The sequence below is a fragment of the Neobacillus terrisolis genome, from assembly GCF_051233475.1.
Taxonomy (GTDB): Bacteria; Bacillota; Bacilli; order Bacillales; family Cytobacillaceae; genus Bacillus_BU.
On the sequence record NZ_JBKFGH010000008.1, the window covers coordinates 26233 to 42987 of the forward strand.

General features: G+C 40.7%; 15 protein-coding genes and 1 riboswitch. Of the genes, 4 read left to right on the top strand and 11 right to left on the bottom strand.

The genetic code is table 11. The features are described 5' to 3' along the window. Position 1 precedes the first annotated feature (1 nt). A complete protein-coding gene (locus tag ACI48O_RS05745; protein WP_435560782.1) occupies positions 2 to 970 on the bottom strand; it encodes a bile acid:sodium symporter family protein in 969 nt (322 codons plus the stop codon). A 228-nt stretch (positions 971 to 1198) separates the two neighbouring features. Here ACI48O_RS05745 and ACI48O_RS05750 point away from each other — a divergent pair, with 228 nt between their 5' ends. Together ACI48O_RS05750 and ACI48O_RS05755 are read left to right on the top strand one after the other, a co-directional pair. Beyond that, positions 1199 to 1645: a Dps family protein gene (locus tag ACI48O_RS05750; RefSeq protein WP_435560783.1), complete on the top strand. Its 447-nt coding sequence runs from the start codon at positions 1199 to 1201 to the stop codon at positions 1643 to 1645. A 241-nt stretch (positions 1646 to 1886) separates the two neighbouring features. Next, the gene (locus tag ACI48O_RS05755; RefSeq protein ID WP_435560784.1) at positions 1887 to 3158 is read left to right on the top strand and encodes an FAD-dependent oxidoreductase; all 1272 of its coding nucleotides are present in this window, start codon (positions 1887 to 1889) and stop codon (positions 3156 to 3158) included. A 206-nt stretch (positions 3159 to 3364) separates the two neighbouring features. On the opposite strand, the gene ACI48O_RS05760 is transcribed toward ACI48O_RS05755, so the two are convergent. Further along, positions 3365 to 3964 (bottom strand): cell wall hydrolase, encoded by a 600-nt coding sequence (locus ACI48O_RS05760; RefSeq protein ID WP_435560785.1) that lies wholly within the window; start codon positions 3962 to 3964, stop codon positions 3365 to 3367. 323 nt (positions 3965 to 4287) lie between these two features. After that, positions 4288 to 5490, bottom strand: a complete 1203-nt coding sequence (locus ACI48O_RS05765; RefSeq protein WP_435560786.1) for an MFS transporter — start codon at positions 5488 to 5490, stop codon at positions 4288 to 4290. A gap of 158 nt (positions 5491 to 5648) precedes the next feature. On the opposite strand from ACI48O_RS05765, the gene ACI48O_RS05770 reads away from it, so the two are divergent. Both ACI48O_RS05770 and ACI48O_RS05775 read left to right on the top strand, forming a co-directional pair. Then, positions 5649 to 5858 (top strand): methionine aminopeptidase, encoded by a 210-nt coding sequence (locus ACI48O_RS05770; protein WP_435560787.1) that lies wholly within the window; start codon positions 5649 to 5651, stop codon positions 5856 to 5858. Positions 5859 to 6026: 168 nt separating this feature from the next. Beyond that, a complete protein-coding gene (locus ACI48O_RS05775) occupies positions 6027 to 8123 on the top strand; it encodes a transglycosylase domain-containing protein (RefSeq protein ID WP_435561037.1) in 2097 nt (698 codons plus the stop codon). A 274-nt stretch (positions 8124 to 8397) separates the two neighbouring features. On the opposite strand, the gene ACI48O_RS05780 is transcribed toward ACI48O_RS05775, so the two are convergent. The 8 genes from ACI48O_RS05780 to ACI48O_RS05815 form a co-directional block, all read right to left on the bottom strand. Next, the gene (locus ACI48O_RS05780; protein ID WP_435560788.1) at positions 8398 to 9726 is read right to left on the bottom strand and encodes an O-antigen ligase family protein; all 1329 of its coding nucleotides are present in this window, start codon (positions 9724 to 9726) and stop codon (positions 8398 to 8400) included. A gap of 155 nt (positions 9727 to 9881) precedes the next feature. After that, complete coding sequence (thiE, locus tag ACI48O_RS05785) at positions 9882 to 10538, bottom strand: thiamine phosphate synthase (protein WP_435560789.1); 657 nt, start codon at positions 10536 to 10538, stop codon at positions 9882 to 9884. A 135-nt stretch (positions 10539 to 10673) separates the two neighbouring features. Next, positions 10674 to 11480 (bottom strand): bifunctional hydroxymethylpyrimidine kinase/phosphomethylpyrimidine kinase, encoded by an 807-nt coding sequence (thiD, locus tag ACI48O_RS05790; RefSeq protein WP_435560790.1) that lies wholly within the window; start codon positions 11478 to 11480, stop codon positions 10674 to 10676. 15 nt (positions 11481 to 11495) lie between these two features. Then, entirely contained in the window at positions 11496 to 12305 is an 810-nt protein-coding gene (gene thiM, locus ACI48O_RS05795) for a hydroxyethylthiazole kinase (RefSeq protein ID WP_435560791.1), read from the bottom strand. A gap of 269 nt (positions 12306 to 12574) precedes the next feature. After that, a riboswitch (TPP riboswitch) is annotated at positions 12575 to 12682 on the bottom strand. Positions 12683 to 12777: 95 nt separating this feature from the next. Then, a complete protein-coding gene (locus tag ACI48O_RS05800; RefSeq protein ID WP_435560792.1) occupies positions 12778 to 13050 on the bottom strand; it encodes a phosphocarrier protein HPr in 273 nt (90 codons plus the stop codon). Between the two features lie 24 nt (positions 13051 to 13074). Next, the gene (tkt, locus tag ACI48O_RS05805) at positions 13075 to 15096 is read right to left on the bottom strand and encodes a transketolase (RefSeq protein ID WP_435560793.1); all 2022 of its coding nucleotides are present in this window, start codon (positions 15094 to 15096) and stop codon (positions 13075 to 13077) included. A 36-nt stretch (positions 15097 to 15132) separates the two neighbouring features. After that, the gene (locus ACI48O_RS05810; protein WP_435560794.1) at positions 15133 to 16005 is read right to left on the bottom strand and encodes a 6-phosphofructokinase; all 873 of its coding nucleotides are present in this window, start codon (positions 16003 to 16005) and stop codon (positions 15133 to 15135) included. 34 nt (positions 16006 to 16039) lie between these two features. Next, positions 16040 to 16735, bottom strand: a complete 696-nt coding sequence (locus tag ACI48O_RS05815) for a ribulose-phosphate 3-epimerase (RefSeq protein ID WP_435560795.1) — start codon at positions 16733 to 16735, stop codon at positions 16040 to 16042. Positions 16736 to 16755: the final 20 nt, after the last annotated feature.

A 16755-nucleotide genomic window follows, 5' to 3' on the forward strand; every position in this document is an offset into this window, starting at 1 on the left:
GCTAAGCGCCTTTAATTCTTTTTGAAAGGATTGGGGTTGGGTAGGATTTGTGAAGCAGATGGCCAAATATTGAGGCCAGAACTTGTTGAAATAGCATCCCAATCACGACTGGAACGGCAACAGCCGGTTCAAAATACGCTACGGCTAAAACGGCTCCGACACTAATGTTTCTCATTCCGCCGGTAAACATTAAGGTTGTAACATCCTCTCTCCTCCATTTTAGGATTCTTCCAATGGCGATGGAAAAGATGTAACCTGATGCAGAAACGGTTAAAGATAACACAGCAATCATTAAAAGTTTGAAATTGATATTGATTAAATAAGGAGCAACGACCGCACCATTAATCATTACTACTGCAGACAGTCCTACTTTAGAGAAAGGGGACAGCGGAATTCCGAGTGTCTTCTTTATTTTCCCTTTAGTCAGTTCATTTAACACCATACCTATCAAGGAAGGAAGCACAACCATCCCAATTAGCCCTTTCATCATGCCAATCACATCGATTACCACTTTCTCACCTGCCAATAATGAAACAAAGTAAGGAACGATGAATGGGGACAGGAAGGTATCGACTAAAATAATCGTTAAGGCTAAGGCTGAATTCCCCCGATAGATAGCCACCCATATAAAGCTGGTGATTCCGGTTGGGATGATTGCCGCTATTACAATCCCTGTTATCGTATGAACATCTCCGCTAAAGGTCACATGTCCGAGTAATAGAGCCCATAGAGGCATTAATATATGAAGAATTAGTAAAGCAGTAATCATCCGCATTGGGTGGGTGACAACATCTTTTAGTGACCTGAAATTGGAGCCCAAGCTCCCGATAAACGTCATAAATGCAAAAATCCAAGGTACTAAATATTCTTCAGATTTAAGCACATCTGAAAAGAGTACACCGATGATGACACTAGTTGGGGTAATAAACGGCATCATTCGCTCCAGTACTCTGTTTATTGTAACAAGCATTCCAATCGCTCCTGCATAAATTTATAAAAACCATTTTACTCCAATAATGAGCAATTGAATAGGGACAAGCGCCCTCACTTTAACACACTAAAGCAGCGGGGGACAGTCCCCCACTGCTTTAAAGCGCGAAACTTCACAATGTAGACACATATTTATTCAGTTCGGTACAGGAAAAACCGTCGCTTATCTAGTATTTTATTATGTACTGAATTAAAAGGAGGATACTCGATGAAAAATCAACTTGCACAAGTCCTAAACCAACAAATTGCCAACTGGTCCGTATTGTATACGAAACTACATAATTTTCACTGGTATGTAAAAGGTGAGCAATTTTTCACATTACATGTGAAATTTGAAGAACTCTATAATGAAGCAGCATTACATGTTGATGGATTAGCAGAGCGACTACTTGCCATTGGTGGACAACCAGTCGCAACAATGAAGGGAAATCTTGAACTTTCATCAATCCAGGAAGCAACAGGATCTGAATCCTCTCAAGAAATGGTTCAATCCGTTATTAATGACTTCTCTTTAATTATTGGAGAATTAAAAGAAGGTATGAGTTTAGCTGGTGAGTTAAATGATGAAACAACTGGTGATATGCTGCTTGCTATCCATTCAGGGCTTGAAAAGCATGTTTGGATGTTAACCGCCTACCTTGGCAGAACAATCTAATACAAATCATACAACCATGGTCCAACATTTTTATATGTTGGACCTTTTTTATTCCATACTCACTAACGCGCTTTTTATTTAGAATAATTATTAAAAAGTATTGACTTTAATTTTTATAACTATTATTATTTAACCTATAGAACCGTTGGTAAAATTACCATTATTTATAAAAATGTATCTTTAAAAAAGGTTATTTCCACAGACGAAAATAGTTTTTATTTTAGAAGCGGAGGATGAAAAAATGACAGTTCATGAAGTAATCGTTTATAGCAGTACAGGATGTCCACATTGCGAAAAAGTTAAAGGAGCACTAAAAGAATGGGGCATTGAATATGAAGAACGAAATGCATCCATCCACAAACAATATTTCGATGAATTAAGAGAAAGAAAAATAATGGGAACACCGGCTACTTTAATAAATGGAAAGCTTGTCCTAGGTTTCCAAGAGAAAAAATTAAAAAAGCTGTTGGGAATTACAGAGGATCAGCTTCAAGCACAAGTGACTGCCACTACACCACCAGCAGAAAATGTGGATAGCGACTCCGTGTTCAAATCCGTAACGAGCGAGGTTCTAGATGAAATCTATGATTTCGTAACAATTGGCGGTGGTCCTGCTGGTGCTTCAGCTGCAGTGTATGCTGCCCGTGGAAAGTTAAAAACACTTGTTATCGATAAAGCACCAAAAGCCGGAACCCTTGCCATTACCCATAAAATTGCTAACTATCCTGGTGTCCGTGAAAAGGTAACAGGACTTGAGCTTCTAAATCGGATGCAAGCCCAAGCAAAAGATTTTGGGGCACAGTTTGTTCGTACAACTGTCCTTTCTGTTGATTTTTCAGATGACATTAAAAAAATTAATGTCGCTGAAGGAACGATTAAAGCAAAGAGCGTCTTCATCGCCGTAGGAGCAAAAGCCCCATCAAGTAAGATTGCAGGAGAGGAAGAGTTTACTGGACGTGGAGTAAGCTATTGTTCAACTTGTGATGGCGCATTTTATCAGGATCGAGTTGTTACCGTTATTGGTGATAATGAGGAAGCGATTCATGAAGCTGAAGTCTTATCAAAATTCTGTAAAACCGTTAAGCTTTTGGTTCCTGTTGCACAGGTAAAAGGTGACGCTGACCTCTCTGTTTTGGAAAACAAACCAAATATTGAAATTTATAAGCGGTATAGATTAAAGGAAATTAAAGGTTCTGATAGCGTTGAAAAAGTAATCATCATGGATGACCAAAAAGCAGAGCAAACTTGGGATGTAGACGGAGTCTTCTTATATTTAGGCGGAATGAAGCCAGGAACAGACTTTTTAGGAGATGCTGTCAACCGGGACGAAGAAGGTTATATTATTGTCGATGATTTGCTTCGTACAAATGTTGAAGGCGTTTTTGCCGGCGGTGACGCGAGAAGAACACCGATCAAACAAGCGGTTATTTCTGCAGCTGATGGTGCAATTGCTGCCTTGAGTGCAGAGCAGCATGTGAACAAACGTTCAAAACTTCGTCCACAATATAGTTAATTCAAATATGGGATGGGGAGAATTTTCTCCTTAAACAAGCATAAAAAAAGCCTGTCCTTCATATTGGGCGTTTGCCCTGATGGACAGGCTTTTCTTCTTTTCTTGTTCATATCAAAAAGAATTAAAGGAAATAATAAAAAAGTGCCTGACGCACGACACGTTATTTTTTGCTAACATGCCATGGGCCAAGCACCTTGCATTAAGGTTTATTTTGCAAAAACATGGTTCCCGATTGTAACCGTTACTGGTCGAGAAAAGATCCATTGGCTAACAGCCGTTCTTGGATTATAGAAATATAATGATCCCTTCCCTTGACCTCTCAATGCCAACGCTTCATTTACCGCTTGTCTTGCAGAAGCATCTGCAGGTTGATTAATAGAGCCTGTCTTAACAGGAGTAAATGCATAACTTCCATTTACTTGCTGATAGATGACGCCATTTACTGTATTTGGAAAAAGAGTGCTATCTACTCGATTTAACACAACTGTCGCTACAGCGACTTTACCTGCGTAAGGTTCACCTTTTGCTTCTGCGTGAACAAGTCTTGCCATTAATTCTTTTTCAGCTGCGGTAACAGATGAATTTGGGATCACCAACTTTTGTCCCGGATAAATAAGATCGCTAGATTTATTGTTTGCTAGTTTAATAGAAGCAACTGGAACTCCAAATTTTACACCTATCTTATAATAGCTATCACCTGATTGTACTTGATAGCTAGTTGATGCTTCGGATTGATGATTTAATGTAAACATTGAAACCGATAATGATAAGACAGATGCAATCACTAGTCTTTTTAATTTCTTCATGTTAAAACCTCCTAGTAGTTCTTGCTTATCGCTCTACTAGTAGGCTAACACTTGTAATATACTATTTCATGGTCCAAAAAATGGCAGTAGAAAAATAGGCTTTCAAATTACTAGTATAATAGTGTTCGTGAAAAAAATTACATTATCATCCAATCGCAATCCACTACCATAAATCCCCATCACTAACAAGAAAAGGTCGGATCTTTACGAAACATTTCAGCCCTGTAATAAAAAAAGCCCATTTCCTCAACACTTTAACGCACTACTCAACTGGGGGACTGTCCCCCAGCACTTTAACGCGCTAATCACTTGGGGGACGATGGCTATTTCTCACGTTTTTTTAAAACCATAATAAGATATATCAAAATGGAAAGAAAGACGGAGACTGCTGCGGTTAGGTAGATACTGTCATAGCCAAACATTTGACCAATTTGTCCGAACAGGATCGCTCCGCACCCTATTCCTAAATCGAAAAAGGAAAAGAAGGTTGCATTTGCCATCCCTTTTCGATGGATGGGTGCTTTATCAACGGACCAAGCTTGCAATGCCGGTTGAATCGTACCAAACCCTAAACCATAAAGCACAGCTGCACAATATAGAATAAAGCTGTTTGGAAGCCAAGCCAACAATAACATCGCAATAATGATTAACACTGTGCCTGGAACAAACACCGCGCCATGTCCTTTTCGATCATAAAGTTGACCTGCAAAGGTACGGCTAACCATTAACGCAATAGCGTACAAAAGAAAGTACCATTGGATGCCAGGGATATCCTTTTGAACTGTATATAAAGGAAGAAAAGTAGCAATTCCACCAAATGTTACGGTAATAAAAAATAGCAAAATCGATGGAGGCAACGCACTCTTTTCGAATAAATCCCATTTTTTCCGATTTGATGTGTGAGCTTCAATCGAAGGTCTGTCTACTTTTTTAAATTTAATTCTAGAGGCCAGTAAATAGGCCGCTAACCCAAGACCTGCGCAAATAAAAAACAATTGTTTAAAGTTCAAAACACCAACAAGTGCCAATCCTAAGGATGGTCCAATTGCCATGGCGATGTTTCCTGAGAGGCCATAGTAGCCCATCCCTTCTCCACGCCTTCTTGGAGGGATCAAATCGGTCGCAATCGTTCCGGAGGCCGTTGTAGAGAAACCCCAGCCAACTCCTTGAATAATCCTTAATAACAAAAGAAACATAATTCCCGTTGCATAACCGTATAAACCGACCGAGACTACAAAAATCACAAGGCCAATTAAATATACAAACCCTCTCCCCTTCGTTTCAAGGGCATGCCCTGCATATGGTCGTAAAATTAATGCAGAAAAGGTAAATATTCCCACGACGATCCCAATCATTTGATCATTTCCGCCAAGCTCCTCTACAAATAGTGGAATCGTCGGTAACGTCATTTGAAATCCTAGGAAAATGAAAAAGTTGGCTAAACAGATCAAGATAAAATCCTTCGTCCAAATTTTTTCTTTCCCCTCAGCAGAATGCTTCCTTTCTTTCACTACCTGTTGGTTCATAATTGTCCTTCTCTCTTTAAATTGTCAAACTGTATAAACCATATTTTAACTTATTATATTTCGACTTACTAATTATTTATGTATTTCAATATGGAAGCATAAATTTTCCATACATGATCAAAAATAATAGGAATAACAAATCAAGGTGAGGTGATGATATGGGTTTACTTGATGCGTATAATCAATGGAGAGAATTAAGATACGAGAATCATATTGCCAATATGCAGGCACAAAATAAATGCCCCGATTGTAATGGAAAGGGCTACCACACCTTTCCCGTAAATGAATTTGTTTATTATTCCAATCCGTATGATTGCCCTGGCTGCAATGGCAGCGGCCAGTTTACCGACTGGAACGAACTTAAATAATTTACCGCATTAACGTGCCGGGGGACTGTCCCCCGGCACGTTAATGCGGTAAATGCTTACCTGCTTCGGTCTGTTTTTCCTCTTTTTCTTTGCCAAGGTATGGCTATTGAGAGTAAAATGAATGAAATAGGTTTCCAAATCATTGAAAAAGAGGTCTGGACTACGCCCATGAAGTTATTTCATTCAGCTCAAGAAGCAATTATACGTTTTTGGAAAAAAAATCATATCACGCAAATTTTTCTATTGGTCTCTTTAGTTTTCATTCTATTAACTATATTATTCTTTGCTTTCATGGCAAGCCGTGCCAACGTCCAAACATTAAAGGACGGCTTAAGTCAAGCAACCATCATTTATGATAAAGATGGGGATATTGCCAGTACCCTATCTACGAATCGGACGAAAGGGGTTAAAGTCGAAGAACTCCCTGATCACGTTAAAAATGCCGTAATCTCCATAGAGGATGAACGATTTTACGAACATAACGGCTTTGATATTAAAGGGATTGCCCGAGCCTTTATTAAAAATATATTTGCTTTAAGCATAACAGGCGGGGGCAGTACGATTACTCAGCAGTTAACAAAAAATGCCCTTTTATCACCTGAGCAAACCTATAAACGTAAAATCGAAGAGCTCTTTCTTGCTGTAGAAATTGAAAAGCATTATGAAAAAGATGAAATATTACAAATGTATTTGAACCAAGTTTATTTTGGAAGCGGAGCATGGGGAATCGGTTCTGCATCCAAAAAATACTTCAATAAACCAATCGACCAAGTGACGATTAGCGAAGCCGCATTGCTGGCAGGATTATTACAGTCCCCTTCAGCATTGGATCCATATCAAAACTATGATCGAGCCATTAACCGTAGAAACACTGTACTTGCTAAAATGAAAGAATTAGGAAAGATCACAACAGAAGAATATAAAACCGCCCGCAATGAACAAATCAAACTCGAAGATGGCGGTGGAAGCTTTATCGAACGCTCCTACCCTTACTACGTCGATGCTGTTTTAAATGAGGCAATCGGTGAATACGGTCTGACTCAGGATGAAATTTTAACCCGTGGTTACCGAATCTATACGGAAATGGACCAAAACTTACAAGCTTCACTTGAAAAAGTGTATAAAAGAAATGCTTTGTTTCCACGAAGCCAAGATCCAGCAGTCATGGTACAAAGCGGAGCAGTCCTGCTCGATCCTCATTCAGGCGGAATTCGCGGGGTTGTTGGCGGCCGCGGAGACTATGTTTTCCGAGGCTTCAATCGCGCTACTCAGCTTAAGGCCCAGCCCGGATCGACCTTAAAACCACTGGCTGTATATACGCCTGCGCTTGAACAAGGCTACGAGACCACGTCCATGCTCGTTGACCAACAGATGGAATTTAGCAGTTATCAACCTGAAAATTCATCGAAAACCTATCAAGGGGAAATTCCGATGTACAAGGCGGTTGAAAACTCCGTGAATATTCCTGCTGTTTGGCTTTTAGATAAAATAGGCCTAGCAAAAGGGCTTGATTCATTAAGGCGGTTTGATATTCCTTATGAAAAACAGGATGAACATTTAGCAATCGCCCTTGGCGGGATGCACAAAGGGGTTTCACCACAACAAATGGCTGAAGCATATTCCGTTTTTGCAAACAAAGGAAACCGGGCAGAAAGCCATTTTATTACCAAAATTGTCGGTCCCACAGGAAAAATTATTGCAGAGCGAAAAGTAACAACAAAAGACGTAACCTCCAAGAAGGTTGCTAATGACATGACAGCCATGCTCTTAAATGTTGTCGAAACTGGAACCGGACAGCGAACCAAGCTTCCAAATGTGCAAATCGCCGGAAAAACCGGTTCAACTCAGCTTCCTTATAATGATATTAATGGTACGAAAGATCAATGGTTTGTCGGTTATACTCCAAACCTTGTTGGGGCTGTGTGGCTTGGATATGACATGACCGATCGTCAGCATTATTTGCCTAATAGCAGTTCTGACACGGTAGTCCCTATTTTCCGGGCGATTATTGAGCAATCTCTGCCTTATGTCGAACCTGGCGAATTTGAGACACAATCCGTCAACAGCCAGCTTTCTCAAGATGATCACACGGAAAAGGTGATCAAAGAAAAAACAGAGGAAGTAAAGAAAAAAGCGCAGGAGATAGAAAAACTGATTGTCGAAGAGAGCCCGAAATGGAAGCAGACGATCGAAAAAGGAGTTCAAATCCTGATCGATATTAGTGGAAAAGTAAAAGAAAAAATAACCGACCTTTCCAAACCGTAACATTTCTAAACTTCTTAATCCTTGGCTTTGTTAAAGAACAATGTTGATTTTGAGTACTCTGTTGATTGGAGCGGAAGGTGCGAGACTCCTGCGGGAGAAGGTGTCTCGGGAGACCCCACAGGCGCTATGGCGCCGAGGAGGCTCCCGGACTCCCCCGCGGAAAGCGAGCACCTGGAGCGCAAATCAACAGCCCAATATAACCCAGCCTAATCCTTAAAAAAGAGGTTCTATCCCGAAACACGCAAATGTGCTGTTATCCGGGATAGAACCTCTTTTAAGCCGTTTTATTCTTTTTTCCACTTTCTGAAAAAACATCAATCGAGTTCTGCACAATCTCTTTTTTTAAGTAAATGGTTGATAAAGCCATAGTCATCCCCAAAATCGCCCAAAACAGTGGTGCCACTGGAACCGTGCTTATATTGAAAAAGGCTTGAACCAAATAACCGAAAATCGCGGAAAGAAATCCATACAATTGGATTTTCCTGTCCCCATCAATCCTTTTCAAAGCAAAATACGCATTCTTAAAAACAACCAAAAGTAAATACAAATATACCAGCAGTGCCGGAACACCTAAAGTAATCGCCATTTGTAAATACTCATTGTGAGCCTTATCAACAATGATATCCCCAAAAACTTGCTTCTTTTCCTCATCATTTGGAAATACTTGATCAAATGTATCAGGTCCTGAACCTAACCAGAAATTTTCTGAAACGAGAGGCAGGGACTTTTTCCAAATAAACAAACGAAACGAACCTTCACGCCCGGTACTTGTTTGTGTAGCAATACGATAAGAATCAGAAAAAAGCGTCATAGCCCGTTCATTAAGGGCCCCTTTTTCTGCAAAATTAATGGCCACCATTAAAAGGAATAACGTCATTAATAATACAATCCATTTTTTCCAAAGATATTTTCTTTTTAAAATAACTATGAAAGAGACAAAGATAAGTCCACAAAAAACACCGACCCAACCGCTTCTTGTTCCTGAAAAAATTAACGATACAAACGCTAAGCCTATCGTTGTTAAGTAAAAGGCGGAAAGAATTCTCGTCTTTGCCGTTAAATAGATGGAAATAGTTAACATGATAACAAGGACAAGATAAGAGCCAAAAAAATTAGGATTGTCAAAGAAAGAATAACTTCGAATTTCGTTGTAATATAGAGGAGTTCTAGGCAAGAAATCTAAAAAATAATGCTGGAGAATTCCATATGTCGATACAAAAATAGACACAATCGCCATGCCCGGAATAATCTTTTCGATCTGCTTTATTGTCATTAATCTATAGGAAAATAACAAAATACTTCCGTAACAAAGAAACGTTAGTAAGCCTTCGTGTCGGCCTAATCTGCCATAAATGGATGCGTATTGATTGACTGAAAAAATGGTTGAAAATCCAACTAAACACAGGAAAACAAAGACAATTAGTTCAATTGAAAAATAAGGCTTTTTTAAATTTACTTCCCATGATTTTCGCTTTATGATTATACTTAACCACGTAAGCACAACAAAAAGCTCCAAATAGATAAACTTTATGTTTGTGTAATACCTTTCAATCCCCCATGGATAGATGAGGAACGGAAATAGCAGAATAAACCAATAGACCATAATTAGCTCCTTTAATAGTCGACTTACTTACAAGGTGAAAAACCTAGCACAACGCAACGGCCCTTACAATCTATTTTAATATAACATTACCTAAAACACATATTTGTTTTTATATAAGAAGAAAGGACGCCCTTAACGGCCGCCCTTCCTATGAATTAGTTCATTTCAACCTGATTTCTTATTTTCCGCGCGGCCCCCGTAACGGAAGGAGCTAAACTAATCGCAGAAATAACTGCAACTCCGTTCGCTCCAGCTTCGATAACTGATGCGCTGTTATCTCCATTGATTCCCCCTATTCCTACAATCGGAATGTCACAACCATTTTCCCTTAATGCTTGGATTAGAGAAAATCCCGCTGCTTCCTTTGCATCTTCCTTCGTTTTTGTCGGAAATACCGGGCCAATCCCTAGATAATCCGCCCCATTTTTGATTGCAAACTCTGCTTCCTCAATCGTATGGGCCGAGACTCCAAGAATTTTGTCGCCAATCAGTTTCCGCACGCTTTCAACAGACTCATCCTCTTGCCCGATATGAACTCCATCTGCATCTAATCTGAGTGCAAGCTCCACATCATCGTTGACAATAAACGGAATCTTGTTTTTCCGGCACAATTGCTGCAGTTCCTTTGCCAATGCAAGTCTTGCAGAACCCTCTAGCGCTCCTGTACCCTTTTCACGAAACTGAAACAATGAAATTCCGCCCGCGATCGCTTCGGTTAATACTTCAGTTGGTTTCTTCGTACAATTGTTGCTTCCTACGATAAAATAAAGCTTTAGCAGCTCTTTTATTTTGTCTCGATTGATCCTTGCCATTTTTGGCTTCACTCTTTCTCTTAAAATATTTCTATTAAACTTTGACTCTTTTATATTTGGCGTTGATTTCCGCTCCAGGTGCTCCAATCAACAGAGTGTTAAAAATCAAAATTGTTCTTTAAATATGCCAAACTATTAATAGCTGCCTCTGCGATTATAAGCCCAATGATTTGTCGGGCCGTGCCCCTGTCCAAGCTTAAGGTCGTCTTCAATTGCCGCTTGAATAAACTTTTTAGCGCGTGCAACTGCCTCATGTGCGTTTTGGCCACTAGCTAATCCTGCTGTAATCGCTGCTGAAAAAGTACATCCCGTTCCATGGGTATTTTTGGTTAAAATTCTTTTACTGTTAAAATAACTAAATTCCTGACCATCAAACAAAACATCCATCGCTTCTTCTTGTTCCTCATCATGTCCGCCTTTCACAACAACATGCTTGGCTCCAAGATCCACGATTTTCCTCGCCGCTTCACGTTTATCATCCAGAGTTTTAATCACCATTCCGGTAATCACTTCCGCTTCCGGAATATTTGGTGTAACAACCATTGCAAGTGGAAGAAGATGCTCCTTCAATGCTGCTATCGCCTCATCCTGCAATAAAGAGGCCCCGCCTTTAGCAATCATCACTGGGTCAACGACAACATTGTTCCATTGATAATGTTTGATTTGCGCAGAAACAGCCTCAATAATCTCCGCACTAAATAACATCCCTGTTTTTAGTGCGTCTACCCCTAAATCATCCCCGATTGCTTGAATTTGCTTGATGACAGCTTCTGATGTTAACGGGTAGACCCCATGAACACCAAGTGTATTTTGCGCTGTAACTGCAGTGAGCGCAGACATTCCAAATACAGCTAATTCCTGAAACGTTTTGAGATCGGCCTGAATTCCTGCTCCCCCGCCGCTATCTGAACCGGCAATCGTTAATGCTTTATTTGTTACCATTTGTAGTCACCTTCCTTAAGAGATTTTTTCAATTCTGCTGTATTGGATGATTTCATCTTTGGAAATTTGAGATAAACTATTTAATAATTCAATTTGAAAGCTGCCCGATCCATTTACAGCAGCCTTCTTAGCTGCAAGCTCTGCAGCGATTCCATAGACTGCAAGGGCTGCAGCACAAGCTGTAACTGCATCTGACTCAACAGCATGGAACGCACCGATGACGGAAGTTAACAAACAGCCTGTCCCGGTTACTTTTGTAAGGAGTGGATGACCATTGCGAATTATGTAGGTCGACTTCCCATCAGAAACAACATCCTCTTTTCCTGTTGCAACGATAGTCGAGTTTAATATTGCAGCGGTTGTTTGGACTAAATCTACTACATCTCCCTGGGCATCTCCGCCATCCACACCTTTTACTGTCCAATGTTTCCCAGCGACATTGGCAATTTCAGCAGCATTTCCTCTAATTACAGAGAACTGAATGGACTCAATTAAGTTTCGAGCAGTTTCAGTTCGATATGGTGTCGCCCCTGCTCCAACCGGATCAAGCATTACCGGAACCTTATGCTGATTACCTGCTTTACCTGCTATGTGCATTGCCTCGACCGTATTTTCATTAAGAGTCCCAATATTGATGACAAGTGCCTTTGCTATTTTCACCATATCCGCTACTTCTTTACGGCTATCCGCCATAACTGGCGAAGCTCCAAGCGCCAATAGCCCATTGGCGGTAAAATTGGTGACAACCACGTTGGTAATATTATGTATTAGCGGATTTTGTTCACGAACTTGCTGTAATAAACTAGCGATCTTTTCATGATTCATTATGAATTTCTCCTTTTAAAAAAATGACTGTGTTAAACTTGAAAGTTGATTTCCGCTCCAGGCGCTTGCTTTCCGCGGGGCGGGCGGTGAGCCTCCTCGGAGCTAAAGCTCCTGTGGGGTCTCACCTGTCCCGCTGCTCCCGCAGGAGTCAAGCGCCTTCCGCTCCAATCAACATTGCGAAAAAATCAACACTGAGCTTTAACACAGCCTAAAAAATAAAAAAGCCAGATCCTAATCGGACCTGACTTCGTGAGTGAAAGAAATAACGTAAAGCTTTTCCACTACTTTCCCACGCTGGTATCATCCAGATCAGGTCCAAAGGGTTGAAAACGAAGCTCGAATTCTCTCAGCCAAAATTGGCACCCCTAGTAGCAACCTATTCATTTACTTAACGTAAATATCATAGCTTTATTCATCATTTCTGTAAAGAATTATCTGAAAACCAGACAACCTGCTAAACTACCATTCGAACTCAAGCTGATTCCCCAAGCTCATGCTCAGCAATAATCTCATCAATCTTTTCCATCGCATTTACAGCATCAGTGCCTTCAGCGCTAATTTTAATCGATGCCCCTTCAGGAATCCCAAGTGACATCACACCCATAATGGACTTTAAGTTTACCTTTTTATTATTGTACTCAAGAGAAATCTCAGATTGGAAAGGTGCTACTGAACTGACCAGCACTGTTGCTGGGCGTGCGTGAACTCCAGCAGAACTTGTAATCTTATAAACTTTTTCTAACATGATCTATTCCCCCAGCTTTTTATATTATTCGTTTACTAAATCCTCAACCGTTGCTACAACCTGTTCGACTGTGAAACCGAATTCCTCAATCACAACATTCCCAGGAGCAGATGCACCAAATTTATCAATACCTAACACTCTTCCCTCAAATCCAACATAACGGTGCCAGCCAATAGAAGCTCCCATTTCTATCGCCAAGCGCTTTGTAATTCCACTTGGTAAAACGGATTCCTTGTACTCCTTGGACTGCGCTTCAAATCGATCCCATGACGGCATGCTAACGACAGAAACAGAAATTCCTTTTTCCGCCAAGACAGCTTGTGCTTTAACAGCCAATTCAACTTCGGATCCTGTTGCAATTAAAATTGCATCGGCGACAGCCTTTTTACCTTCTGAAAGCACGTAAGCACCCTTCGAAACCTTTTCGAACGTATCCTCTACAGCACCGTCAAGTATCGGCAAATCCTGTCTTGATAACACAAGCGCAGTTGGTGTATCGGTTGACTGGAGCGCTAACTTCCATGCAGCCGATGATTCGTTTCCATCTGCAGGGCGTATCACTGAAAGACCTGGAATTGAACGCAATGCCGCCAACTGTTCAATTGGTTCATGCGTTGGCCCATCCTCCCCTACCGCAATACTATCATGCGTTAGTACATAGGTTACTGGAAGCTTCATTAATGCGGCCAAACGAATTGCCGGGCGAAGGTAATCAGAGAAGACGAAGAACGTCCCACCAAAGGTTTTTAACCCCCCGTGTAAAGCAATCCCGTTCATTGCTGCTCCCATTGCAAATTCACGTACACCATACCAAATGTTCTTTCCACTGTAATCAGCACGGCTAAAATCGTGTTTATTTTTCATATACGTTTTATTAGAGCCCGCAAGGTCCGCAGATCCGCCAAAGAACGCTGGAACAACATCAGCAATCGCATTAATGGCATCACCTGAAGAAGAACGTGTTGCAATCTTTTTTCCTACCTCATACTTTGGTAATGAAGTCTCCCAATTGCTCGGAAGCTTTCCGGCAATCGCTAACTCAAGCTCATTCGCAAGTTCAGGATAGGTCTCCTTGTATTGAGAGAATAAAACGTTCCAATCTGCCTCAACTTTCTCTCCAGCCGCTTTAACTGCTGTCTCGAAATGAACATACACATCTTGAGGAACATAGAAGCTTTCTTCATATTCCCAGCCGTAGGCTTCCTTGGCTAATGCAGCTTCTGCCTTCCCTAGCGGTGCACCATGCGAATCTGATTTACCACCTTTATTTGGGGAACCAAAACCGATCGTCGTTTTGATTTCAATTAAAGTTGGCCGAGCTAGTTCCGCTTTAGCTTCTTTAATTGCTTTAGCGATCTCTTCCACACTATTGCCATCCTCAACGCGAAGCACCTGCCAACCGTACGCCTTATAGCGTTCTTCTACACTCTCTGAAAACGAACGATTTAAATCTCCATCAAGTGAAATATCATTTGAATCATATAAAACAACTAATCTACCTAATCCTAAATGACCTGCAAGTGAGGAAGCCTCAGCAGAAACACCCTCCATTAAATCGCCATCACCGCAAATAGCAAACGTAAAGTGGTCAACCACATGATACGAATCACGATTATACTTTGCTGCTAAATGCCGTTCCGCCATCGCCATACCAACTGCTGTGGAAATTCCTTGCCCAAGCGGACCTGTCGTGGCGTCTACACCTGGAGTATGTCCAAATTCCGGGTGACCAGGCGTTTTACTGCCCCATTGACGGAACGACTTAATATCGTCCATTGATACCGCATAGCCAGATAAATGTAATAAACTATATAAAAGCATTGAACCATGACCAGCAGACAATACAAAGCGGTCACGATTAAACCAATTTGGATTGCTCGGATTTTGCTTCATGAACTTCGTCCATAACGTATACGCCATCGGCGCGGCACCCATCGGCATTCCCGGATGTCCAGAATTCGATTTTTCAATTGCATCGATGGATAAAGTTCGAATCGTACTAATGGATAATTCTTCTACATTTTTTTTGGTTGAAACTGCTGTCACAAAAAACACTCCTTAAAAATATTTTTGTTCGTCAAACTAGTTATATTGGAGGTATTCCACTCCTGTATTCCTAACAATCAATTCCCCGGACTCTAAATTATTTATCAACCATAAGTTGATTTGCTCGGCCAACTTACTGGCAAGAATTCGATCATTTGCCGTTGGATGCGACCCCATACAAAGTGCCTCATCCATCTTCATCGCCTTCCAATCTACATTAAGTTTCGCAAGAACCTGTTCGTCCATCCCCTCAGGGCTAAATTCTTCATTGTAAAATAAAACAGTTGAAGTCTTATCATTAGAAAAGTTAGACTGGATCTCATCACAAATCTGCTGCAGGCGATCCTCCGAAAAATTCACAGACACATAGTACCCTTCCGCAGCTACTGCCAATTCCTCAAGCATCCTGTCCGGAGCCTTGCCAGGCACTTGTACACCAAACAATCTTGGTTTGTCGTACTTCACAGAAGCGATTGTATCCTGAATCTTCAATGCCCCTTCAACAATCGAATTCAATGCTGTATCATAACCTAATGTTGAGTCGGAGCCGGGTATATCATTTAAAATCGAAATAGGAACGAACAAGAGCTTCGGTACTGCGCTATCTTTTTGTAAGCCTTCAATAAATGCTTTCGTGCTTGCTGTTCCCATTACGATTAGAGCATCTAAATCGGTCATTGCTTCAAACAATTTGGCATGACTTGATACTGACGATGCTTTTAATAATAATTTCTGAGAACCATTGACTTCATCGTACTCAATACTCTTAAAATGAACCTCTTGTTGATGTTCGCGTTCGATTTCAATTCCAATATATTGATGATGGATGGCACGATTTGCCACCACATGATGAATTAGTTGTTTGAGACCCGAAGGATAGATACCGAAAATAACAAGGCCAATTTTCATTGCTGCCTCACCCCTTTTTTTATTTCCCCCTTATTTAGAGGTCAACCAGGCCAAGCGATTTATGGTTGCGATTAAATAATTCCCTAACATTGTTCACCTTTTCAGCAAAGGTTCCTTGCTCGGAATTAAATAATGCTGAAGTGCCTAAAACAAAGATGTTAGCCTCTCGCTCTACTAAAGGAGGTATCGTATGTTGATTTATATTCCCGTCCACTTCTATTAATGGTTTTTTCTCGAGCGTAGCCATTACTTTATTTAAAGCATCTAGCTTGTCTAAAACTCTTTGGTTAAATTTTTGTCCAGCAAACCCTGGATTTACGGTCATCATCAGGATCATCGGAACTTTTTCAAGAAAAGGAATAATCATTTCGATTGGACTCTCAGGGCTTAATGCCAACGCCGGTTTAATTCCCTTCTCTTGAATGGTATAAATATCTCTTTCAATATTGTCGCTTGCTTCAACATGGAATGAGATGTATTCCGGATCTAGTCCAGCATACATGTCAATATATTTTGCAGGGGTTTCAGTCGCTAAATGAATATCAAGCGGGATGGATGTACCGGCCTTGATTTGCTCCAAAACATATGGCCCCATTGCCAAGTTATTGACAAAAACTCCATCCATTACATCACAATGAAGTAGCTCAACCTTCGCTTTTTCTAACCCCTGTAATTCAGAAGAAAGATTTAATTGATTGGCACACATAATCGATGCAGCGATTGTATGCATATCCTGATCACTCCTGACAA

Coding starts and splice junctions, on each gene's coding strand:
- ACI48O_RS05745 (WP_435560782.1), bottom strand. CDS start 970: ATGCTTGTTACAATAAACAGAGTACTGGAGCGAATGATGCCGTTTATT.
- ACI48O_RS05750 (WP_435560783.1), top strand. CDS start 1,199: ATGAAAAATCAACTTGCACAAGTCCTAAACCAACAAATTGCCAACTGG.
- ACI48O_RS05755 (WP_435560784.1), top strand. CDS start 1,887: ATGACAGTTCATGAAGTAATCGTTTATAGCAGTACAGGATGTCCACAT.
- ACI48O_RS05760 (WP_435560785.1), bottom strand. CDS start 3,964: ATGAAGAAATTAAAAAGACTAGTGATTGCATCTGTCTTATCATTATCG.
- ACI48O_RS05765 (WP_435560786.1), bottom strand. CDS start 5,490: ATGAACCAACAGGTAGTGAAAGAAAGGAAGCATTCTGCTGAGGGGAAA.
- ACI48O_RS05770 (WP_435560787.1), top strand. CDS start 5,649: ATGGGTTTACTTGATGCGTATAATCAATGGAGAGAATTAAGATACGAG.
- ACI48O_RS05775 (WP_435561037.1), top strand. CDS start 6,027: ATGAAGTTATTTCATTCAGCTCAAGAAGCAATTATACGTTTTTGGAAA.
- ACI48O_RS05780 (WP_435560788.1), bottom strand. CDS start 9,726: ATGGTCTATTGGTTTATTCTGCTATTTCCGTTCCTCATCTATCCATGG.
- thiE (WP_435560789.1), bottom strand. CDS start 10,538: ATGGCAAGGATCAATCGAGACAAAATAAAAGAGCTGCTAAAGCTTTAT.
- thiD (WP_435560790.1), bottom strand. CDS start 11,480: ATGGTAACAAATAAAGCATTAACGATTGCCGGTTCAGATAGCGGCGGG.
- thiM (WP_435560791.1), bottom strand. CDS start 12,305: ATGAATCATGAAAAGATCGCTAGTTTATTACAGCAAGTTCGTGAACAA.
- ACI48O_RS05800 (WP_435560792.1), bottom strand. CDS start 13,050: ATGTTAGAAAAAGTTTATAAGATTACAAGTTCTGCTGGAGTTCACGCA.
- ACI48O_RS05810 (WP_435560794.1), bottom strand. CDS start 16,005: ATGAAAATTGGCCTTGTTATTTTCGGTATCTATCCTTCGGGTCTCAAA.
- ACI48O_RS05815 (WP_435560795.1), bottom strand. CDS start 16,735: ATGCATACAATCGCTGCATCGATTATGTGTGCCAATCAATTAAATCTT.